Below are 20,390 nucleotides of genomic sequence, written 5' to 3' on the forward strand. Positions count from 1 at the left end.
GCCCTCCATAAGCCTTACAAGGCTGCTTCATCTTCATCTTCGTCTTCATCCGTCGTCAAGGAGATTTCCCGGATGTCGCCCTGCTCAGCGTCCACATAAAGAACGCCGGCGCATTCCGGATATAGGAGCAGGTAAGGCAAAAGCTCTTTCCGCACGCCGCTGCCCGTCCACTCGATGGCGATCCGGTCCCTCGCCATCCTTACCAGATAGAATTCCCCGTCTTTGATCACGATATAGTCAATGAACAAGCGGCTGTGCAAAATATCCCGATCCACCCGAAAAGCGAGCGGCACCTTCAGCTTGTCGCTGACGACCGTATACCCGGCCTGCTCCAGCAGATCGACCGCCGGATGGTCCAAGATTTCCTCGTTCAAAGCAAAACCTATGCTGGTTCTTAAGGATAACGGCTTGCGGACCCAGGAACGAAATCCGCGATAAAGCAGATACACCGCAAACGCGGCGATAAGCACCATCAAAAGACCGTCCGAGAATGCCCCCACTCGAAATCACCTCAAACAATCTATTTCGACGCACACGCCCAAGCTCCTGTCAGGAACAATCAACAATTTATCGTCATATGGTAAATGGACTAGCTTCATTTCCCTTTATTATAGGGAACAAACGTTCGTTTGGCAATAGCTAGCAGAATGATCCGGAAATAATATGGCTTATCTGCGGACGGGGGCCATGGATCGCTTTGTTCTATATTAGTCTTGTGCTCAGTATCGCCCCTATAAAATAGCGGAACTTTTGGGTCTTATTTTCTGATTTGAGCCCATTTATCACCAATAGGGGAACTTTTGGGTCTTATTTTTCGATGAACAGGTCGAAAAGCAGCCTTTCGTCACTAAATGTGAAAATAGCGCCATAAAATTCCTCTATTGCACGCTACATGGGGGATGTCGCCGAAATAGCGCCCTTTTTTTCCTTTATGTTGTACCCGAGTTCTTCAATAGACCAGTTTTGCCGTTTTCTAGCTCTATCTCAAGTCTTCACTTGCCATCATGCTAACGTTATTTCCAGTATCGTCTACTAAGCTTACGCATAACAAAAAAAGACCCATCATTTTGATGGGCCTCCGTTGAAGGTTTCGGCCGCCTCCTTAACGACGTGTTCGGCCATTTCGCGGATCCATTGCCGCCCGGATTCTCCGTTGCCGTCCTGAACGGCCGCTGCGGCGTTCGCCTCAAGGCGAAGATGCGCCAGGAATTCGATATTTCCTTCCCCGCCGGTAATTGGAGAAAAGGTCAGCCCTTGCACGGAATACCCCAGCTCCCCGGCAAAAGAAAGCACCGTTTCCAGCACCTCCAGATGCACCTTGGGATCCCGTACGACTCCGGATTTCCCGACTTTTTCGCGCCCCGCTTCAAACTGCGGCTTGATCAGCGCCGCGATATCCGCAGGCCTTTCCAGCAAAGCCAGGAGCGGGGGCAAAATGATTTTCAGCGAAATGAACGAGACGTCGATGCTGGCAAAATCCGGCTTCGGCCCGTCCAAATCCTCCGGCGTCATATAACGAAAGTTAGTCCGCTCCTTTACGTTGACCCGCTCATCGTTGCGGAGCGACCAGTCAAGCTGGTTATAACCGACATCAATGGCATACACGTAACCGGCTCCATGCTGCAGGGCGCAATCGGTAAAACCGCCGGTGGACGACCCGATGTCCAGCATCGTCCGGCCCGTTAGATCAATTCCGAACCGTTTCAGCGCCTTCTCCAGTTTAAGCCCGCCGCGGCTGACATAAGGATGGATCGCGCCCTTTACCGTGAGCGCGGTATCGCGCGGTATTTTAGTGCCGGCCTTTTCGATCCGCTCCTGCCCGCCGAACACGAGCCCGGCCATGATCGCCGCCTTCGCCTTTTCCCTGCTATCGAAAAATCCTTGCTCCACGAGCAGGACGTCTATCCGTTCCTTGGAAACCGACATAAAATCTCCTGTCTTATCTCACATTTACTTATACCGGCTTAACCTTCTTGGCGAGGATATATGGCTGATCGGAACGGAATTTTTTCAGTTCCAGAACAACCCCCTCCGCCGTTAAGCCAACTTCCTCCAACTGCTCCTTAATGCTGCCGTGTTCGATGAAGCGGTCCGGAACTCCCATCAGGCGAATGTCCAGCCCGGTGATGCCGCGCTCCGCAAAGAACTCCAAGACGGCGCTGCCCAGGCTGCCCGCTTGGGACGCTTCCTCCAGCACGATCAGCTCTCCGCTGCCGTGCGCCAGCTTCAGCAGCATGCTTTCGTCGAGCGGCTTCAAAAACCGGGCGTTGACGACGGAGGCCGTCACGCCTTCCCGCTTCATCATGTCGGCGGCCTCCTCGGCCACCTGCACCATCGGGCCGACCGCGATGATTACCGGTCCATCCCCTTCGCGGACCATTTCCCAGCTGCCGATCGGAATCGGCACGAGCTCCTCGTCCAGCGGCACGCCGGGGACGTTAATCCGCGGATAACGGTAGCCGATCGGACCGTCTTTGTATTCCAGCGCTGTTTTCATCATATGGCGCATTTCGTTTTCATCCTTCGGCATCATCAGCACCATGTTCGGAATATGCCGCAAAAAGGCGATATCAAAAACCCCTTGATGCGTTTCCCCGTCCGCCCCGACAAATCCAGCCCGGTCGATGGCGAACATTACGTTCGCGTTATGCCGGCAAATATCGTGCACGATCTGGTCGTAAGCGCGCTGCATAAAGGTGGAATACACGGCGAAAACCGGCTTCATGCCCTCCATCGCCAAAGCCGCGCACATCGTCGCCGCATGCTGCTCGGCGATGCCTACGTCGATCATCCGGTCCGGGAAGCGTTCGGCGAATTTCACCAGCCCCGAGCCGCCCGGCATCGCCGGAGTGACCGCGACAATGCGCTCATCCTGTTCGGCCAGCTCGATCAGTGTTTGTCCGAACACTTCCGTATATGTCGGATTGCCGACCGCCTTGAGCAGCTGGCCAGACTCGATTTTATACGGCGTGCTGACGCCATGCCATTTGTGCGAATCCATTTCCGCCGGCGTGTACCCTTTGCCTTTGGTCGTCAACACGTGAACCAGGACCGGGCCGCTCACATTGTTTGCTTGCTTAAACGATTCGATCAAGCCCGGCAAATCATGACCGTCCACCGGACCGAGATATTTAAAACCAAGCTCTTCGAACAAAACGCCGGAAACCATCATGTATTTCAAGCTGTCCTTCATCCGTTCCACGGTTTTGGCCAGCTTGCCGCCGATCGCCGGGATCCTCCTGAGCAGTTGCTCCACTTCGTCTTTGGCCCGCAGGTAATTGCGGTCGGAACGGAGTTTGGTCAAATAGTTATGCATCGCTCCCACATTGGGCGCAATCGACATTTCATTGTCGTTCAGGATCACCATGAGATCTTTTTTCTCGTGACCGATGTGATTCAGCGCTTCAAACGCCATCCCCCCGGTCAGCGCTCCGTCCCCGATCACGGCGATGACCCGGTGCGATTCGCCTTTCAAGTCGCGCGCCAAAGCCATGCCCATGGCCGCCGAGAGCGAAGTGCTGCTATGGCCCGCTTCCCACACGTCATGCTCGCTTTCGCTCCGTTTGACAAACCCGCACAATCCCTTGTACTTGCGCAGCGTGTCAAACCGGTCCATGCGTCCCGTCAATATTTTATGTACATAGGCCTGATGGCCAACGTCATAAATAAATTTGTCCTCGGGACTGTTGTAGCAGTAGTGCAGGGCGATCGTCAATTCCACCACGCCCAGATTGGGAGCCAAATGCCCGCCTGTCACCGACAGCTTTTCGATCAAAAAGCGGCGTATTTCCGCCGCAAGCGAAGTCAATTGGTCCAAGGACAGGTTTTTCAGATCGGCAGGCTCATGAATTTGTGAAAGCAGCACAGCCATTCCCCGCTTTCCTAAAATGGATTTCTCTCTTGTTGTTAATAACGTTCATTATACCATATGTCACGATGTTGTCGAAATCGATCAAGCCCCGTCTAGCGATGAAAAATAATCCTAGTGGTCCCTTCGCACCAGGACATCGGCAATATCCAACAAACGCTCCGGTTGTGGCACGATTCCGCCTCCGATCGCGGCTTTTGCCGCGGCCGTGAGCATTTCCACCTCGGCGCGGGAGGCTTCCAGGCCCAGAAAATAAGGGAAGGTCACTTTCTGCTGCTTGACGTCGCTTTGCGTTTTTTTGCCAAGCTTGCGCTCGTCGCCGACGAGATCCAGGATGTCGTCCTGAATCTGAAAAGCAAGCCCGACGCTGCGTCCGTATTGCTCAAGCGCTTTCAGCTGTTCATCCGCCGCTCCGGCGATTCTTCCTCCGGCCTTGACGGAGAAAACGATCAGGTCAGCGGTCTTATGCTCATGAATATACCGAAGCTGCTCCAGTTCGGTTAAGCCCTGCTCCCCTTCCATATCGGCCACCTGCCCGCCGACCATGCCGGATGGGCCAGCATAACGCGCCAGATCCTCCACGATCGCGAGGACCTGTTCCGCCGGCACCCCGTATCGCCGTCCCGCCTGCGTGATGCTGTGAAAAGCGTGGGTCAGTAAACCGTCCCCGGCCAAAATCGCCATCGCTTCCCCGAACACTTTATGGTTGGTCAGCTTTCCGCGCCGATAGTCGTCGTTGTCCAGGGCCGGCAAATCGTCGTGGATTAAAGAATACGTATGCACCATTTCTACGGCGCAAGCGACGGGCAGCGCGGCATCCCGGCTTCCTCCCAGCGCCTCCGCCGCAGCCACGACGAGCAGCGGCCGCAGCCGCTTGCCCCCCGCCATCAGCGAATACTCCATCGAACTGCGCAGTGTCTCCGGCACGCTCCATTCCGCGGGGATCGCGGTTTGCAGGCGGGAGGCCACAAGTTCCGAGACCTCCGCCATATATTGTTCAATCGCCGAGTGTTGCAAAGCTATTCACCGCTCTCCTTAAAAATCATCGCTGTCGCCCGCCGGTGGTTGAAAAGGCTTCTTGCTCACTTCTCCGTCCTCTTCCACGATCATTTCGATTTTGCGTTCCACCTGGGCCAGCTTTTGGCCGCATAACTGGGACAGCCGCATGCCCTGCTGGAACAGATCGATCGCCTTTTCCAGCGGCACGTCGCCGCGCTCCAGCTCCGAAACAATATTTTCCAGCTCGTTCATCGCTTCTTCAAAATTCTTTTCCGGTTGTTCCGCCTGACCCAATTCAAGCGCTTCCTGTTCCTTCATCTTGTCCAGCTCCTTCCCGCGTCATGCTCCGTACTTGACAATCGAGTACCCCGTCCGTCATTTTCACCTTCACGCTATCGCCGGGTTCAACGTCAGCCAACGTTTTGATCAGCTTTTCCCCCCGCTCATCGTAGACGAGGCTGTAGCCCCGGCCCATCACTTTCAGCGGGCTGAGCGCGTCAAGCTGGCGAATGCCCGCCTGAAGCAGCCGGGATTTCTCCTTGAGCGCGCCGAGCATCGCCTGCCGCAGCAGCCGGTCGGCCTCTTGCCGCCGCCGCTTGGCGAACCGCAGCGCCTCCTGCGGATGGTACCGCAGCAGCCGCTGATGCAGGCGGCCATGGGACGCGCCGCTTAGCGTAAGGCGCGTCTCCATGCGGCTCGCCAGCCGCATCGACAGCCGGTCCAGCCGCTCCGCGTGCTGGAGCAGGCTGCGCCGCGGCTGCTGGAGCGCCGGCGAGCGCTGCAGCCGGCGCAGCCGATCGCGCGCCTGCTGCAGGCGGTGCTGCAAGCCCTGCTGCAGCACCTGTTCGCGCTGGCGCAGCAGCGCGCGCAGCTCGGCCGTGTGCGGCACGGCGAGCTCGGCGGCGGCGGTGGGCGTGGCGGCGCGCAGGTCGGCGACGAAATCGGCGATGGTGAAGTCCGTCTCGTGGCCGACGGCCGAGATGACGGGCACCGCCGATTCGTAGATCGCGCGCGCGACCTGCTCCTCGTTGAACGCCCACAGCTCCTCAAGCGAGCCGCCGCCCCGGCCGACGATCAGCACGTCGGCTTCGCCCATGGCGTTTAGCACCCGGATCGCCTTGATGATGGACGGCGCCGCGCCTTTGCCCTGCACCAATACCGGGTACAGGATCACGGCCGCCTGCGGATAACGGCGCTGCAGCGTCGTCAGGATATCCCGCACCGCCGCGCCGGTCGGCGACGTCACGACGCCGATCGTGCGCGGAAAGCGCGGCAGCGGCCGCTTCCGCTCCGGCGCAAACAGCCCCTCCGCCTCCAGCTTCTGCTTCAGCTGCTCGAAGGCGAGGTAAAGGCTGCCGATCCCGTCCGGCTGCATATGGGTCGCATAAAACTGATATTGCCCGTCCCGTTCATACACCGTCACATTGCCCCGGGCGATCACCTTTGCCCCTTCTTTCGGTCTGAACGGCAGACGCTGATTGTACGAGGCGAACATAATGCATTTGATCCGGCTGCTTTCATCCTTCAGCGTAAAATACATATGGCCGCTGGAATGGTGCGTAAAGTTGGAAATCTCCCCGCGAATCCATACCTCCGAAAGCAGGCGGTCCGAATCCAGCTTCATTTTGATGTAGCGGTTCAATTCCTTGATCGTTAATATCCGCTGCTCCATGACAGGCCAGCCCTTTACGCCAATCCTTGCAGCCGTTTGGCGGCGATCAGCGTGTTCTGCATCAGCATCGTAATCGTCATCGGACCAACGCCGCCAGGCACCGGCGTAATCGGACCGGAAACTTCCTTGACGCTGTCAAAATCGACGTCTCCGGCCAGCTTCCCGCTTTCGAGCCGGTTCATGCCGACGTCGATCACGACCGCGCCCGGCTTGACATAGGAAGCGTCCACAAAATTGGCCCGGCCGATCGCCACGACCAAAATGTCCGCTTGCTTGGTCAATTCCTTCATATTCGCCGTCCGCGAATGGCACATCGTGACGGTCGCGTTCTCCCGCTGCAGCAGCAGGGATACCGGCTTGCCCACGATATTGCTGCGGCCGATCACCACCGCATGCTTGCCCGCGATTTCCAGGCCCGTGCGCTTAATTAATTCGATGACTCCCGCAGGTGTGCAAGGAAGCAGGCTGTCATCCCCGATCACCAGGTTGCCGACATTGACGGGATGGAACCCGTCCACATCCTTGTCCACGGAAATCGCGTCGATGACGGCCTTCTCGTCGATATGCTTCGGCAGCGGGAGCTGAACCAATATCCCATGAATGTTGTTTTGGCGATTGAGCTTGTCCACCAAAGCGAGCAACTCCTCCTGCGAGGTTGATGCCGGCAAACGGTGAACTTCGGAATAATAGCCCAGATCCTGGCACGCTTTTTCCTTGTTGCGGACGTATACCTGGGACGCCGGATCTTCGCCGACGAGAACGACGGCAAGTCCGGGCGTAAACCCTTGCTTATTAAGCTCTTCCACTTCTTCGCGAAGGCTCGCGCGAATATTCTGCGAAACCTGTTTTCCGTTAATAATCGGTGCTGACATTGTCATCCTCTCCTCTGCCGGTAAAATGGTTTAAATTTTGCTTTTGAGCTGTTCCACGTCCTGAATCATTTTGCCGAGTACGCCGTTTACGAATTTGCCCGATTCTTCGGTACCGAAATGCTTGGCGAGTTCGATCGCTTCGTTGACCGCAACCTTGCCCGGAACGTCTTCGCGGAAAATCATTTCGTAAGCCGCCAGCCGCAGCACCTGACGGTCGACTTTCGAAAGCCGGCTGATCTGCCATCCTTTCAAATAATCGGACAGCAGCCCGTCAATCGCGTCTTTCCGGCTCCAGGTCCCGTTTACGAGCTCAAGGACAAACGCCTTGTCTCCTTCGGCATCGGTCAGCTTGACTTCGCTCTCATTGTCCCCCGCAGCTTCGGAAAGCAGCATCGAAACCGCTTCTTCCGCTTCCACTTCATTCATTTCCATATGATACAAACTTTGAATTGCAATTTCTCTCGCCAATCGCCGTTTCATCTGCTTCCTCCTTTAATCGCGATCCTACTTTTCAGCATGGACCAAAAACGCGCCGATCATCACTTTTTCACCAAAACCTTCTCTACGCACAAAAAAACCCGTAATAGGCTTTCTCCACAAAATGGCAACATCGTCTTTTTCCGGAGAAAGCTTATCACAGGAATCATTTAAAAGGACGCCAGCGCGAAGACAACCATTCCCAGATCTCGCCCCAGGGCAACAGCGGGCCTTGATCCAAATCCTTTTGTTTGCCGATCGTATACCCGATAAACAGGAGCAGCGCGCAAAACAGCATATTCCAAAATCCGAAAAACAGATAAATCGGGCATAAGAATACCGCCGCAGCCACGCCCAGCAAGCGTCCCCTGTGACTCTCCCACAATTGCTTCCAGAACACCCCGCTACTCACCCCTATTCAACCCGGCTTTTGACGGCAGGCGAATGAACCAGGTTGGCGATGTAAACCGAAACGTAGGATACGGGGATCCCCGTAATTTCCTCCACGTGATCGTGAACCTGTTTTTGCACTTCTTCCGTTAGAGCGGGAATCGACGTTTCTCCATCCACAAGGGCTCTCACCACGATTTCCAGGCCCGCTTCCGTAATCCGGATTCGCGTCTTGACCTCTTTGATGCCGCGTACGCGGGTAGCCGCTTTGTACGACAAGTTCTCGATCGTATCCACGGAAATTTGAATATCCCCGTATTCCGTGCGCTGATCGATGGACGGCAGGGATCCGCGCTCTCTTTTTACCGAAATGTAAAAAAAGCGGATGCTCAGCAAAAACATTACGACGGCAACCACCCAAGCCGCTATGTACAGATTTTTTTCCCGGATCACGTTCAAATCCAGCGGCACGGCGTCCGTCAGCAGGAGGATCGCGATGACGGATAGAATTCCGATGCTCAAGCTGTATACAAACAGCAAAAGTCTGTCTAAAATTTTGGCCACGACGGGTACAGCCTCCTTAAAAGAAACCCCTGACCCTGATTGGTCGGGGGTTCGCACCTAAAGTACATTATTTCACGCGATGGGTCGGCTCCGCATCTTCGGCTTTTTCGGCCGCCTTAAAAATGACGTCATGGATATGCACATTCACTTCCACGACGTTCAGGCCGGTCATCGTTTCGATGGAACGCTTGACGTTGCGTTGAATTTCCGAGGCGACTTCAGGCAAACGGTTGCCGTACTCGATGATGACGGATACGTCTACAGCCGCTTCACGTTGTCCGACTTCGACTTTAACACCCTTGGAAAGATTCTTTCTTCCGAGCAGTTCGGCAATGCCGCCGGCGAAACCGCCGCTCATGCCGGCCACGCCTTTCACCTCGACGGTGGCCAAACCGGCAATCACTTCGATCACTTCCGGAGCGATCTGGATTTCCCCGATATCCGTGCGTTCGAATTCCGTAGGCAATGTACTCATTTTCTACTCATCCACCTCTCAATAAGTATGACGCTGCTCAATCCCTTGATACTGCGCACTTATTATACATACTATATCATTTTGGGTTCATTATGACAAACTTCCGGCGGCGTCTTAAATCTCGTTTTCTTCCAGAAATTTGATATCGAAATCGCCTTTGACGAAGGTCGGATGATTCAGCAGCTTCTGGTGAAAGGGGATTGTGGTATGAATGCCTTCAATGGCAAATTCGGACAATGCCCGCTTCATCTTCGCAATGGCTTCTTCCCTTGTCGCTCCCCACACGATCAGCTTGGCGATCATCGAATCATAATGCGGGGAAATCGTATATCCCGGGTAAGCCGCGCTGTCCACGCGAACGCCAGGTCCGCCCGGGGCCAGGTAAAAACCGATTTTGCCCGGCGAAGGCATGAAATTGCGCGCCGGATCCTCGGCGTTGATCCGGCACTCGATCGACCAGCCGTTCAGTACCACATCGTCCTGGGTAAAGGAGAGCGGATTCCCTTCGGCCACCGAAATCATCTCGCGAATGAGATCGATGCCGGTAACCATCTCCGTGACCGGATGCTCGACCTGAATCCGCGTATTCATCTCCATGAAATAAAACTTGCCGTCCGGACCTAGCAAAAACTCCAGCGTCCCCGCGCCGGAATAATTGACGGCCAGAGCCGCGCGCACGGCGGCCTCGCCCATTTCGCGGCGTTTTTCCGGGGTCAGCACAGGGCACGGCGCTTCCTCCACCAGCTTTTGCCGGCGGCGCTGCACGGAGCAGTCGCGTTCGCCAAGGTAAACGGCGTTCCCGTGTTTGTCGGCCATGATCTGGATCTCCACGTGCTTCATGCCCGTCAAGTATTTTTCAAGGTATACGCCCGCGTTGCCGAAAGCCTTTTGGGCTTCCTGCTGGGCCGTCGTGATTTGCTTGATCAGCGACTCTTCGTCCTCAGCGATGCGGATGCCTTTGCCGCCGCCGCCGGCGGTCGCTTTGATGATGACCGGATAGCCGATATCCCGGGCGACCATGACCGCTTCGTCCAGATCCTCGATGAGGCCCTCGGAACCGGGGATGACCGGAACGTTCGCGTCCTTCATCGTTTGCTTGGCCACCGCTTTATCTCCCATGCGGTTGATCGCTTCCGGAGACGGGCCGATAAACGTGATGTTGCAGGAGCCGCAAATCTCGGCGAAATCGGCATTTTCGGCCAAAAAGCCATAACCCGGATGCACGGCGTCGCATTCGGTTAACGTTGCCACGCTCATCAGATTGGTCAGGTTCAGGTAGCTGTCCTTGGACAACGTCGGGCCGATGCAGTATGCTTCGTCGGCAAGCCGCACGTGCAGCGAGTCTTTATCGGCTTCAGAATAAACCGCGACCGTGGATATTCCCAGCTCGCGGCATGCCCGAATGATTCTCACCGCGATTTCTCCGCGGTTCGCGATCAATATTTTATGAAATTTCATCTGTCCTCCATCCTCCTTGCCCTCTCACTAAAAATCAGGGGCGGCTGGCCCCCGACTTACTCCGGCTTCACCAAAAAAAGAGGTTGTCCGTACTCTACCAATTGGCCGTTTTCCACAAGAATATCGATAATTTCGCCCTTGACTTCGGCCTCCAGCTCGTTCATCAGCTTCATCGCTTCGATAATGCAGACCGTAGTCTTCTCGCCAACCTTGTCCCCAATGTTGACGAAAGGCTGGGCATCCGGGGAGGATGAGCGATAGAAGGTTCCCACCATCGGCGAAGCGATGGTATGCAGGTTAGCCGCGTTTTCGGCCGGTTTCGCAGGCTGAGCCGCCGGTTCGTTCGCAGCCGGAGCGATCGCCATGGCCGCCGGAACGTTTTGCGGAACGGCAGCTGCCAACTGAGGCTGCACTTGAACGATTTCGCTTTTGCCTGGCTTGCGAATGCACAGGCGTGCGCCTTCGTTTTCAATTTCCACTTCCTGAATGGACGTTTTGTCTACCAATTCAATCAATTCTTTGATTTCGTTCAAATTAAACATGTCTTCACTCTCTCCTTCGCTTTGTCGGGAAAGCCTTAGCCTATTGCCTGGACCATCAGTTCATAACTTTATGTATTATATCATAATCGATCAAAATGGAAAGAGTCCAAGCTTCCCCGGACTCTTCCTAACCCCTGCGTATTTTCCATTTCAACATACGGCCGTGCTTTATTGAGTGACGTATTGCACGCTCACTTTATCCTGGGACACATCAAGCTCTTTCATTACGAGGTCCATAATGCTTACGGCCTCTTTAGCCTCCATTTTTTCGCTGACGACCACGACTTTGTATTTGTTGTCCGCTTCGGTCACTACGGCGTTGGCATATTGCTGGCGCAGTCTCTCCTCGATGTCGTAAATTTTCTCTTCTTTTTCCTCCAAAGCGTTTAACTCCTGCTGCGCCATGGCGGCCTCGTCCAGCGATTTGTTATCATCGTTGATCGCCTTCATCAGTTCCTCCTGCTTTTGGAGGTTCTCCTGTGTCCGTTCAAACTGGTAGGCCGTCAGCGAATCGGAAGAAGTAATGCCTTGCGCCTCCATTTGATTCAACACGTCTTCGTCGGTTTTGGTTTGTTCCGAACCCCCCGCACTAGCAGACGGTTCTGCCGCTTTTTCCCCTTGAGCTGCCGCTTCGCCGTCTTTGGCCGCTTCTTTTCCGCTTTGCTGGGAGGACGTATCCGCCGCGCCGCCGGCAGCCCCGCTTTCTTCGGTTGCGGTTCCTTCCTCCGCGGCTCCGGCTTCATCCGTCTTCGCGGCGGCTTCGTCGTCGGTCACGGCGTCGCTGCCGGCTTCGCCATCGCTTGTGATCTCGGAAAGGATCACTTCATCTTGCGGGGACAGCCCGGATTCCTCCAGCGCGCCGTTTTGAGCCGTTCCGCCCTCCATGCTGACCTGCTGGCCGTCGGTCTTCGCCGAAGGCGCCGGCCCTTCTTCCGTAAACAGATAATAAGCCGATAAAACAACCATCAAACTGAGCATCGATACAAGCCAAATCGTTTGTCTTTTGGATTTCATGAGTGTTTCCTCCTAAAAGTCAATTTATTGATGTCTCCCTCTTCTTAACCATCGCGACTGAAGAACTACTGAGACTGCTTGCGCGGAACAACGGAGATCCGATATGCCGGAACATTTAATCCTTTCTCGACAGCGTCCACGATCAGGCCTTTCACCGTTTTGTTTTCGGCACCCCGCGCCACGACGAGAACGCCTCTGATTTTGGGCTTGATTTTTTTCGTGACGATCGGCTGCTCGCTGCCGGAATTCTCGTAAGTTACGATTTGGCCGTCCCGGGTATACTGCGTCACATGCCGTTTCCCCCCGTCCGCGTCGCTTTCCTCGGTCAACTCCTGAGTATCTTTGATGTTGCGCTGCACGACGACTTCCTCCGTCGAATCGATCGTAACGAGGACATCCACCGCGCCGACGCCGACGATTTTTTCCAAAATCTCCTTCGTTTTGTTCTCCAGCGACAACTCGATACTGCTGAAGTCGCTGCCTGTGGCGCTCTCTTCCATACCCGTGGGCGCCACATCCTGCATCACCGGCGGCTCTCTGCCTTCCCCTCCGCTATCCATCTCCTTGACGTTTACAAAAGAGTTGAACAGCATAATCGCGATGCCTACCAATCCGAGAATCAGCAGCAGGCGGAACGTATTTGCGCGCTTCTTCCCGTCCGCGCCTTTGCCGATCCATTGCTCGAGCTTTTTCAGCCATCCCGGCATGTCCCTTCACCTCCCGACTAGCTTTTTTCCGCCTGCGGCCGGATGATCGTTACTGCATTTTCGGCAACCCCCCAGTTTTTGCTCAGCAGTTCCTCAATTTGCGTCACGAGCTTTTCCGGCTCCGCTCCATTCACTGAATTCCCGTTCTCCCCGGAACGCTTCCTTTCCGCCGCGCCGCCACCGGAGCCGGCCATCGCCGCGGTGGTTTGGCCGTCCGCACCGCCGCTTGACATTTGTTCGGAACTCTCATTTGCGTTTGCGCCAACGCGGACCGTTATTTTTTCGATAGGTGCAACCGTTATCTCCGGCCCCCGTCCGGAAGCACCGCTGTCCGCGTTGGACGATTCCGTTTTGGCCTCGGCCATGACCACCTCAACCCCGGAGATGACCGGCTCCGCTGCCGGCGGGTTACCACCATCCTTGTCCGCACCCGGCTGCACGGGTTTTGTGATCAGCTTGACCGAAACACGTTCTACCGGCTGCCCGGTCTCACGTTCGATCTGCTCCTTCATTTGCCGCGCCGTTTCCTCGCCCGCCCACTGCAGCGCCTCGGCCTCCTGCTTTTGGCGCAGCTCTTCGCCCTGCCGCAGAATCGCATCCGTACTTTGCCCCGCCGCTTCGTTCTCCAGCCCTTCCATACTTTCGGAAAAAGCCGTTTCCAGCTCTTTCTTGGCGTCGGAGCTAAAGAAGCGCATGACCGGGGAAATCAGCGTCAGCAAGATCAGCAGACTGACGACAAGCTTGACGTAACGCTCCATTGCGCGATTGGGGAGAAGCAGATCGACAAAGACGGCGATGAGTACGATAGAAATGATTTCTTTCAGCCATTCCGCAAGCCAGTTCATCGCTCGGATCACCTTCCCGTTTATCGGCGGGCCTCTGCCCCGCACTTACCTCATCATGACCGTAATGTTGCCGGCGGTGAGCATGATCGTAATCGCCAGAAAAAACATCAATCCAACGGCAGCGAGCGCGGCAAAAACGTACAGCATGCTCTTGCCGATCGTTTCCAGGCAGGTGACGATCGGCGATTCGCCGAGCGGCTGCATCACCGCTGCCGAAAGGTTAAAGATCAGCGCCAGCGTGATGATTTTGATCGCCGGGAAGGCGCAGAGGAACAGCAGAATGATGACGCCGACGAGCCCGATCGAGTTTTTCACCAGCAGTGAAGCGGAGATCACCGTGTCCGTCGCGTCGGCGAACACCTTGCCGACAACCGGCACGAAATTGCCGGTTAAATATTTGGCGGCCCGCAGCGTCACCCCGTCCGTCACTGAACCGGCGATGCCTTTCACGGAGATGACCCCCAGGAAGACGGTCAGCAGCACTCCGAGAAACGCCATGCTGATGGAGCGCAGCAGATCGGCCAGTTGGGTCAGCTTGTATTTGTCCGATAAGGAGCTGACGATATGCAGGACCGCCGAGAAAAAGAGCAGCGGAAAAACGATCGTATGCACCGCCGTGCCAACCGCGTGCACCATAAACACGACGAGCGGGTGGGTGACTGTCACGGTAACCGCGCCCCCCATCGAGGCCAGCAGCGTGAACAGCAGCGGCACCATCGCCATCATGAAATCGATCATGCCGCCGATGGCCTTGGAGGCATACGTTATGGCTACATGGAAGCTGTTGATCGCCAGCACGAGGATGACCAAATAACAGATGGAGTACGCGATTTTGCTGACCTGCTTGCGCTCGAACGCCGTTTGCAGCGTCTCCAGGATCATGCTGAAGATGGACAATAGCACGATCGTTACCAAAATGCGGCCGTTATACAGCACCTCGTGCCACATATATTTCATCAGACCGGTTAACCCCGTCCTTAGGCTGAAGCTTTGATCCTGCTGCAAAAGCATATCCATAAAGGACGGAAGCTTCTGATCCGGAAAAAAACCGCCATAATCTTTCATCAACTGCTGCCAGTAAGTCTCCACCTGGTCGGTCGGCAGATCTTCGGCTTGCCGCTGGATCCAACCGCCGTCCGCACCTTCGGCCAGCGAGACCTGAGGCATCAGCCACACCAGCAGTGCCCCGAGGGCGATCAGAAACAGCGTTTTGCCGCGCCAAAGCCCGTTTGTCGTTCCTATCATCCGTCCCCCACCCTCTTTAAGAGGTTGTTCGGTGCTGAAAACCTGACTTTTTGAACTCTTACTTTAAGCCGGCAGCAGCTTGATTACAGTTTCTATAATGATGCTGATGATCGGGATGGCGAGCACCATGATCAGCACTTTGCCCGCCATTTCAATTTTCGAAGCGATGGCTTCCTGCCCCGCGTCGCGGACGATTTGCGCCCCAAACTCGGCGATGTAGGCGATGCCGATGATTTTCAGAATCGTTTTTAAATAGATCATCTGCACGCCGGATTTTTCGGCTAAATCCTCCAGCACCTCGATGATGCTTCCGATTTTGCCGATCAAATACAGAAAAATGAGGATGCCCGTGCTGGCGGCGATCAAAAAGGCAAACATCGGCTTTTGTTCTTTGATGACCAGAATAAGCACCGTCGCGATCAGTCCGAGCCCTACAACCTGGATAATTTCCACCGGGCGTCACCTACTGGAACAAAAAGATCGATTTGATTTCTTGAAACAGACTATCCAGCAGCCGGATGACCATAAACAGCACGACGACGAACCCGATCAGCGTTACCCAATGCGCCATGTCTTCTTTTCCCATCTGCTTCAACACCGTATGGATCATGGCGATAATAATGCCGATGCCCGCGATTTGAAAAATGGCGTTCACTTCTATGTTCATTGATTTGGCACCTCACGATCAATTTCACAGGCGAATCAGCCCTGGAGGGAAATGAATTCAGTAGAACAGAATGACGATGAACGCTCCGCACAAAAGCCCCAAGCTGCGGTACATTTTCTCATAACGGGCTTGCTCTTCCCGCGCCGCGGATTCCTCGCTCTCCAGCTGCCGGACGGCCGTCGCCAGATGTCTTAGCTGATCCTTCCGGTCGCTTGTCCCAAGCGTATAGCTGAGCTGGCGGATCACCTCCTGCTCAGGAGCCTTCATGGCGGTAAATTTCCAAACGTTGATGGCCGCCTGCTCCAGGCTCTCCTGGGCGCTCAAACGGTTGGATGCGCTCATGTTGTCCGCCGCGGTGACGAAGATGGCTCTGACCGGTTCCTGGCTTTGTTCCCCGATCCGCCGAAGTGCGTCGGGAAGCGGCGTAAAACCGTACATAATTTCGGTTTCCAGCCGCTTGAGCGCCAGAATCAGCCTGCGGATCTGGTTCGGCCGGCTGGCGAACTGCCTCGCCTGCACCCATCCGGCCAGGGTAGCGGCCAATATGACGAGCGCAGCCCCAAACATTTTAAGCATGTTCTTCCCTGCCTTTCCATCCGGCCCCGTGCAGCTGGATTCCCCGCCGTTTGCCGTCCCAAAGCCTGAAAGCCAGTCCTTTTTCCGTGCGCGCAAGCACCGCGTACATTTGGAAAAAGCCGGTCTCCGACAGCTTGGACAACGCCGGCCGGGAGGACAGGTCGTCCACGCTCGACCCGTGCGCCGTGGCGATGACGCGTACGCCGGCATGCAGCGCCTCGGCCAAAGCTTCGGCATCCTCCGGCCGTCCGATCTCGTCCACGATCAGCACGTCCGGCGACATGGAACGGATCATCATCATGATCCCTTCCGCTTTCGGGCAGCCGTCCATCACGTCCGTGCGGGGACCGACGTCAAATCCGGGAACGCCTTTTTTGCTGCCGGCGATCTCCGAACGTTCATCGACGACGGCCACTTTCAGCCCCGGCCAGGACGCCTCCGGGTGGCCCCAGGTTCCGCTGCTGATTTGCCGCGCCAAATCGCGGATCAGCGTCGTTTTGCCCTGCTGCGGGGGAGATAGAATCAGCGTGTGATATACGCTTCTGTGCTTGAAATCGAGCAGCCTTGGCAAAATCGGGTCGGCAATGCCTTTAACCTCCCTGGCGATCCGCACATTAAAGCCGCTGATATCGCGCAGATGCTCCACCTTTCCTCCGCTCAGCAAGGTCCTGCCGGCCAGTCCGATCCGGTGGCCCCCCGCAATCGTGATGAAGCCTTTGCGAAGCTCTTCCTCCATCGTATAAAGCGAGTGGTTGGTGATCAGATCAAGCAGCCGGTTGCCGTCCTGTTTTCCCGGCTTGTAAGCAGACTCCGGGTTTTGCGTCAGGCTTCCGTCCGGCGTCAGAAAATAGTAGCGGCCGCCGGAATTAATCTCAAGCGGGCGCCCCTCGCGGATACGAATCTCCTCCAGAACGGGAAAAACGGAAGGCGGCAGTTTGAGCAGCAAGGCCCGGATGTTGTCGGGAAATACGGTTAACCAACTTGGGTTCATGGCGTACCCCCAAAACTCTTAATGTGCGTGTTTTTCAACAACCTCTTAATGAATTGTTTTTTGCTATACCTCATATGTATGCCTGTACTTTGTCATTATTCCGGGCAATCTATCATTTCTTCAAAATCCCGATTAAGAGACAGGCGACGCCGCAGCCGATCCAGATCATTTTTCCCCAGGACAGCTTGTCGGCAATTCCAGCCAGTCCGATGGACGTCGTGACGATCAGGATCGTCGGCCCGACCAGTGCCAGGGCCGAATTGACGGCCAGCGCCTTATCCACCCTTCCCAGCTTCAGCATGAGCAGGGCCGCCAAAACCTCGATGGTCCCGGAAAACATTCGCAGCGCCGCCATGCTGACTACAAATTTATCGAGCATATCCATCTTCGCCTCCTTGTCCAAATCGTGCTCTCTTAACGATATGCCTGTACATTTCTATTTATTAATAGAAAAGAAAGACCTCGCCGCCGGCGAGGTCCTTTGTCGTGCAAACCCATACCCAATCCCTCTTCAGTTCTACTATGAGAAACCCTCCCCTTCTTTCATAATCAGAAGTGCCGAGAACTTCGGCTTTTTCTAATCTGTGGACACAGCTCTAACGGACACCAGCGACCTTATCCGCCCATTTCCCGGGTATTTCCCAGCCTAACGGACCCACACGACGTTATTTCGTTCTAAACGTGTACATCAGGGCCAATTCGAGGTAAATAGGGTCATCTGTGTCCGTTACATTTTGCAAACCTCCATTTTTCCGCAGATAAGGTCTCTGGAGTCCTTTAGCCTCTAAAAAAAGGAGCACCCCAAGCCGCTGGCTTGAAGGTGCTCCTTATGCAAAAACGTATATTCGCTTCGGTCTACCGGCGCTCCTTAGGCCCGCCTACAAACGCCTGCGTTTCCGTATCCAGGCCGTAAGCGGTGTGCAGCGCGGTCACGACCTCATTTAACTTGTCGGCGTCGATGACACACGATACTTTGATTTCCGAGGTGCTGACCATCTTGATGTTGACCCCCTGTTTGGAAATCACGTCGAACATTTCCGCGGCAACGCCGGGATGGCTGACCATGCCTGCGCCAACGATCGAAACCTTGACCAAGCCGTCTTCCGAAGTCACTTCTTCATACGGAAGCTCGCTGCGGATGCCTTCCAGCACTTTCAGCGCTTTTTCGCAGTCGGACAAAGCAACGGTAAAAGAGAAATCGGCCTTTCCGTCCTGTACGCCGCTCTGGACGATAATGTCGACGTCGATTTTCGCTTCCGCCAGCGAACCGAACACTTTCGCAAGTACGCCGGGAACGTGGGAAACCCCCATAATGCTGATCCGGGCTACATTTTTATCGTAGGCGATCCCGCTGACTACTACTCCTTGCTCCATCTTGGCTTCCTCCTTAACTACTGTGCCTTCATTCTGGTTAAAACTGGAACGGACGACGAGGCGCACCTGGTGATGTTTGGCGTATTCCACCGCGCGGGGATGCAGCACCGCAGCCCCCAGGTTGGCGAGCTCCAGCATCTCGTCATACGAAATTTCATTCAGCTTGCGCGCGTTTTTCACGATCCGCGGATCGGTCGAATAGACGCCGTCCACGTCGGTATAAATTTCACAAGTATCGGCCGAGGTCGCGGCCGCCAACGCCACCGCCGTCGTATCGGAACCGCCGCGGCCGAACGTCGTGATTTCCCCGTCCTCGGTCATGCCCTGGAATCCGGCGACGATGACGATATATCCATCCTCCAGCGATTTCAGCACGCGCTCCGGCTGGATGCCGGTGATTCGCGCTTTGCCGTGAACCGATTCCGTACGAAAGCCCGCTTGCCATCCCGTATACGAAACCGCTTTGGCTCCAAGCGCATCTATCGCGATCGCCAGCAAAGCAATGGAAATTTGTTCGCCGGTCGTCATCAGCATATCCATTTCCCGTAGCGGCGGTTCCTTGCTGAGCAGCTTCGCCTGATCGATCAGATCATCGGTGGTATCCCCCATCGCCGATACGACCACCATGACCTGGTGCCCTTCCTTTTGCTTGTCGACAACGCGTTTTGCCACACGCTGCATCCGCTCCGTATCGCCGACGGAGCTGCCTCCAAATTTCATCACGTATAAAGCCAAGTCAGACCCTCCCTAATGTGCCCGTTTCCTCGGAGCATACAACCATTTGAACCAGTAACGCTTTAAACCAGTATAATACGAAGGACCCGAAGGTCGTCAATGCTTTGGCGGACATTACAAAAAATTCCCCCACCTTGAAAGGTGGAGGATGCAGCATTCTTCCGGGAACACCAGTCTATCGTCCTGGCGTTCCCGTCCGAAACTTCATCGCAAAACCGCTTAGGCCCGCGAAATATATTTGCCTTCGCGCGTATCGATCAACAGCACATCGTCTTCATTAATGAAAAGCGGCACCTGAACGTTAAGCCCTGTTTCAACTTTGGCGTTTTTGGTTGCCCCGGTTGCGGTGTTGCCTTTGATCCCCGGCTCGGTTTCGATGACTTTCAGCTCCACGCTGTTCGGCAGGTTAATCCCGATAATTTCGCCTTGGTAGCTGACGATTTTAACGTTCATATTCTCCTTCAGGAAGTTCAGTTCCCATTCCAGCTGATCCGACGACAGCGTAAACTGGTCGTACGTCTCGTTGTCCATGAACGTATGCTCCTGGCCGCTGGCGTACAAATATTGAACGTCGCGGTTTTCGATCATGGCCCGGCCGATCGTTTCACCGGCGCGGAATGTTTTTTCCACTGTGTTGCCGTTGCGCAGATTTTTCAGCTTGGAGCGGACGAAAGCAGCGCCCTTGCCCGGTTTAACGTGCTGGAATTCAAGCACCGTATAAATGTCGCCGTCCACCTCGACGGTCAAGCCTGTTTTAAAATCGTTTACTGAAATCACAAAAGTACCTCCTCAAGTGGGTTAACAAATTTATTATATTTGATTTAAAGAATACCCTAAATTAACAGTGACGTTTGTTATCTGCTGTTACCCCACACTCGGGGAGTACCCGCATAACCTCGCCATTCCGCCGGCTTTTGCC

At 55.2% G+C, this 20,390-nt stretch carries 24 protein-coding genes; all 24 read right to left on the reverse strand.

From position 1 onward, the window contains the following. Window positions 1-14: 14 nt before the first annotated feature. The 24 genes from EHV15_RS28670 to efp all read right to left on the reverse strand — a co-directional run bounded on the left by EHV15_RS28670 (window position 15) and on the right by efp (window position 20,248). Window positions 15-500, reverse strand: coding sequence for a hypothetical protein (locus EHV15_RS28670; RefSeq protein WP_128634245.1), 486 nt, complete (start codon window positions 498-500; stop codon window positions 15-17). 562 nt (window positions 501-1,062) lie between these two features. Further along, window positions 1,063-1,926: a TlyA family RNA methyltransferase gene (locus tag EHV15_RS28675; RefSeq protein WP_128634246.1), complete on the reverse strand. Its 864-nt coding sequence runs from the start codon at window positions 1,924-1,926 to the stop codon at window positions 1,063-1,065. 28 nt (window positions 1,927-1,954) lie between these two features. Beyond that, the gene (gene dxs / locus EHV15_RS28680; RefSeq protein ID WP_425464453.1) at window positions 1,955-3,871 is read right to left on the reverse strand and encodes a 1-deoxy-D-xylulose-5-phosphate synthase; all 1,917 of its coding nucleotides are present in this window, start codon (window positions 3,869-3,871) and stop codon (window positions 1,955-1,957) included. Window positions 3,872-3,982: 111 nt separating this feature from the next. Continuing rightward, on the reverse strand, window positions 3,983-4,858 hold the full coding sequence (locus EHV15_RS28685; RefSeq protein ID WP_128635588.1) for a polyprenyl synthetase family protein: 876 nt from the start codon (window positions 4,856-4,858) through the stop codon (window positions 3,983-3,985). A 45-nt stretch (window positions 4,859-4,903) separates the two neighbouring features. Then, window positions 4,904-5,185: an exodeoxyribonuclease VII small subunit gene (gene xseB / locus EHV15_RS28690; RefSeq protein ID WP_128634247.1), complete on the reverse strand. Its 282-nt coding sequence runs from the start codon at window positions 5,183-5,185 to the stop codon at window positions 4,904-4,906. Then, entirely contained in the window at window positions 5,163-6,539 is a 1,377-nt protein-coding gene (gene xseA / locus EHV15_RS28695; RefSeq protein WP_128634248.1) for an exodeoxyribonuclease VII large subunit, read from the reverse strand. The genes xseB and xseA overlap by 23 nt, the downstream gene beginning before the upstream one ends. Window positions 6,540-6,553: 14 nt before the next feature. Then, on the reverse strand, window positions 6,554-7,411 hold the full coding sequence (folD, locus tag EHV15_RS28700; protein WP_128634249.1) for a bifunctional methylenetetrahydrofolate dehydrogenase/methenyltetrahydrofolate cyclohydrolase FolD: 858 nt from the start codon (window positions 7,409-7,411) through the stop codon (window positions 6,554-6,556). 30 nt (window positions 7,412-7,441) lie between these two features. Next, complete coding sequence (nusB, locus tag EHV15_RS28705; RefSeq protein ID WP_128634250.1) at window positions 7,442-7,891, reverse strand: transcription antitermination factor NusB; 450 nt, start codon at window positions 7,889-7,891, stop codon at window positions 7,442-7,444. 163 nt (window positions 7,892-8,054) lie between these two features. After that, window positions 8,055-8,288 carry a DUF2273 domain-containing protein gene (locus EHV15_RS28710; protein WP_036621763.1) on the reverse strand — a complete coding sequence of 78 codons (234 nt, stop codon included), beginning with the start codon at window positions 8,286-8,288 and terminating at the stop codon, window positions 8,055-8,057. A 14-nt stretch (window positions 8,289-8,302) separates the two neighbouring features. Further along, window positions 8,303-8,842 carry an alkaline shock response membrane anchor protein AmaP gene (amaP, locus tag EHV15_RS28715; RefSeq protein WP_128634251.1) on the reverse strand — a complete coding sequence of 180 codons (540 nt, stop codon included), beginning with the start codon at window positions 8,840-8,842 and terminating at the stop codon, window positions 8,303-8,305. 67 nt (window positions 8,843-8,909) lie between these two features. Next, complete coding sequence (locus EHV15_RS28720; protein WP_128634252.1) at window positions 8,910-9,317, reverse strand: Asp23/Gls24 family envelope stress response protein; 408 nt, start codon at window positions 9,315-9,317, stop codon at window positions 8,910-8,912. A 114-nt stretch (window positions 9,318-9,431) separates the two neighbouring features. Beyond that, the gene (gene accC, locus EHV15_RS28725) at window positions 9,432-10,775 is read right to left on the reverse strand and encodes an acetyl-CoA carboxylase biotin carboxylase subunit (protein WP_128634253.1); all 1,344 of its coding nucleotides are present in this window, start codon (window positions 10,773-10,775) and stop codon (window positions 9,432-9,434) included. A 56-nt stretch (window positions 10,776-10,831) separates the two neighbouring features. Continuing rightward, window positions 10,832-11,317, reverse strand: a complete 486-nt coding sequence (gene accB, locus EHV15_RS28730) for an acetyl-CoA carboxylase biotin carboxyl carrier protein (protein ID WP_128634254.1) — start codon at window positions 11,315-11,317, stop codon at window positions 10,832-10,834. Between the two features lie 168 nt (window positions 11,318-11,485). Continuing rightward, the gene (locus EHV15_RS28735; RefSeq protein WP_128634255.1) at window positions 11,486-12,331 is read right to left on the reverse strand and encodes a SpoIIIAH-like family protein; all 846 of its coding nucleotides are present in this window, start codon (window positions 12,329-12,331) and stop codon (window positions 11,486-11,488) included. 65 nt (window positions 12,332-12,396) lie between these two features. Then, window positions 12,397-13,038, reverse strand: coding sequence for a stage III sporulation protein AG (spoIIIAG, locus tag EHV15_RS28740; RefSeq protein ID WP_128634256.1), 642 nt, complete (start codon window positions 13,036-13,038; stop codon window positions 12,397-12,399). A 17-nt stretch (window positions 13,039-13,055) separates the two neighbouring features. Beyond that, on the reverse strand, window positions 13,056-13,883 hold the full coding sequence (gene spoIIIAF / locus EHV15_RS28745; RefSeq protein ID WP_128634257.1) for a stage III sporulation protein AF: 828 nt from the start codon (window positions 13,881-13,883) through the stop codon (window positions 13,056-13,058). Between the two features lie 45 nt (window positions 13,884-13,928). Next, window positions 13,929-15,128, reverse strand: a complete 1,200-nt coding sequence (gene spoIIIAE / locus EHV15_RS28750; RefSeq protein ID WP_128634258.1) for a stage III sporulation protein AE — start codon at window positions 15,126-15,128, stop codon at window positions 13,929-13,931. Window positions 15,129-15,191: 63 nt separating this feature from the next. Beyond that, window positions 15,192-15,581, reverse strand: a complete 390-nt coding sequence (gene spoIIIAD, locus EHV15_RS28755) for a stage III sporulation protein AD (protein ID WP_036621737.1) — start codon at window positions 15,579-15,581, stop codon at window positions 15,192-15,194. Window positions 15,582-15,591: 10 nt separating this feature from the next. Next, window positions 15,592-15,795: a stage III sporulation protein AC gene (gene spoIIIAC / locus EHV15_RS28760; RefSeq protein WP_009225775.1), complete on the reverse strand. Its 204-nt coding sequence runs from the start codon at window positions 15,793-15,795 to the stop codon at window positions 15,592-15,594. 57 nt (window positions 15,796-15,852) lie between these two features. After that, window positions 15,853-16,371 carry a stage III sporulation protein SpoIIIAB gene (spoIIIAB, locus tag EHV15_RS28765; RefSeq protein ID WP_128634259.1) on the reverse strand — a complete coding sequence of 173 codons (519 nt, stop codon included), beginning with the start codon at window positions 16,369-16,371 and terminating at the stop codon, window positions 15,853-15,855. Further along, window positions 16,364-17,362 carry a stage III sporulation protein AA gene (spoIIIAA, locus tag EHV15_RS28770; protein ID WP_128634260.1) on the reverse strand — a complete coding sequence of 333 codons (999 nt, stop codon included), beginning with the start codon at window positions 17,360-17,362 and terminating at the stop codon, window positions 16,364-16,366. The genes spoIIIAB and spoIIIAA overlap by 8 nt, the downstream gene beginning before the upstream one ends. A 112-nt stretch (window positions 17,363-17,474) precedes the next feature. Then, window positions 17,475-17,741 carry a YqhV family protein gene (locus EHV15_RS28775; protein WP_128635589.1) on the reverse strand — a complete coding sequence of 89 codons (267 nt, stop codon included), beginning with the start codon at window positions 17,739-17,741 and terminating at the stop codon, window positions 17,475-17,477. Window positions 17,742-18,217: 476 nt separating this feature from the next. After that, a complete protein-coding gene (locus EHV15_RS28780; RefSeq protein ID WP_128634261.1) occupies window positions 18,218-19,471 on the reverse strand; it encodes an aspartate kinase in 1,254 nt (417 codons plus the stop codon). Between the two features lie 219 nt (window positions 19,472-19,690). Further along, window positions 19,691-20,248 carry an elongation factor P gene (efp, locus tag EHV15_RS28785; RefSeq protein ID WP_128634262.1) on the reverse strand — a complete coding sequence of 186 codons (558 nt, stop codon included), beginning with the start codon at window positions 20,246-20,248 and terminating at the stop codon, window positions 19,691-19,693. Window positions 20,249-20,390: the final 142 nt, after the last annotated feature.

The organism is Paenibacillus oralis (assembly GCF_003863965.1).
GTDB classification, from domain to species: domain Bacteria; phylum Bacillota; class Bacilli; order Paenibacillales; family Paenibacillaceae; genus Fontibacillus; species Fontibacillus oralis.

What these genes read in the sequence shown, in the direction of transcription:
- EHV15_RS28675 (WP_128634246.1), bottom strand. Translation starts at nt 1,926, where the DNA reads ATGTCGGTTTCCAAGGAACGGATAGACGTCCTGCTCGTGGAGCAAGGA.
- dxs (WP_425464453.1), bottom strand. Translation starts at nt 3,871, where the DNA reads ATGGCTGTGCTGCTTTCACAAATTCATGAGCCTGCCGATCTGAAAAAC.
- EHV15_RS28685 (WP_128635588.1), bottom strand. Translation starts at nt 4,858, where the DNA reads ATGGCGGAGGTCTCGGAACTTGTGGCCTCCCGCCTGCAAACCGCGATC.
- xseB (WP_128634247.1), bottom strand. Translation starts at nt 5,185, where the DNA reads ATGAAGGAACAGGAAGCGCTTGAATTGGGTCAGGCGGAACAACCGGAA.
- xseA (WP_128634248.1), bottom strand. Translation starts at nt 6,539, where the DNA reads ATGGAGCAGCGGATATTAACGATCAAGGAATTGAACCGCTACATCAAA.
- folD (WP_128634249.1), bottom strand. Translation starts at nt 7,411, where the DNA reads ATGTCAGCACCGATTATTAACGGAAAACAGGTTTCGCAGAATATTCGC.
- nusB (WP_128634250.1), bottom strand. Translation starts at nt 7,891, where the DNA reads ATGAAACGGCGATTGGCGAGAGAAATTGCAATTCAAAGTTTGTATCAT.
- EHV15_RS28720 (WP_128634252.1), bottom strand. Translation starts at nt 9,317, where the DNA reads ATGAGTACATTGCCTACGGAATTCGAACGCACGGATATCGGGGAAATC.
- accC (WP_128634253.1), bottom strand. Translation starts at nt 10,775, where the DNA reads ATGAAATTTCATAAAATATTGATCGCGAACCGCGGAGAAATCGCGGTG.
- accB (WP_128634254.1), bottom strand. Translation starts at nt 11,317, where the DNA reads ATGTTTAATTTGAACGAAATCAAAGAATTGATTGAATTGGTAGACAAA.
- EHV15_RS28735 (WP_128634255.1), bottom strand. Translation starts at nt 12,331, where the DNA reads ATGAAATCCAAAAGACAAACGATTTGGCTTGTATCGATGCTCAGTTTG.
- spoIIIAG (WP_128634256.1), bottom strand. Translation starts at nt 13,038, where the DNA reads ATGCCGGGATGGCTGAAAAAGCTCGAGCAATGGATCGGCAAAGGCGCG.
- spoIIIAF (WP_128634257.1), bottom strand. Translation starts at nt 13,883, where the DNA reads ATGAACTGGCTTGCGGAATGGCTGAAAGAAATCATTTCTATCGTACTC.
- spoIIIAE (WP_128634258.1), bottom strand. Translation starts at nt 15,128, where the DNA reads ATGATAGGAACGACAAACGGGCTTTGGCGCGGCAAAACGCTGTTTCTG.
- spoIIIAC (WP_009225775.1), bottom strand. Translation starts at nt 15,795, where the DNA reads ATGAACATAGAAGTGAACGCCATTTTTCAAATCGCGGGCATCGGCATT.
- spoIIIAB (WP_128634259.1), bottom strand. Translation starts at nt 16,371, where the DNA reads ATGCTTAAAATGTTTGGGGCTGCGCTCGTCATATTGGCCGCTACCCTG.
- spoIIIAA (WP_128634260.1), bottom strand. Translation starts at nt 17,362, where the DNA reads ATGAACCCAAGTTGGTTAACCGTATTTCCCGACAACATCCGGGCCTTG.
- EHV15_RS28775 (WP_128635589.1), bottom strand. Translation starts at nt 17,741, where the DNA reads ATGCTCGATAAATTTGTAGTCAGCATGGCGGCGCTGCGAATGTTTTCC.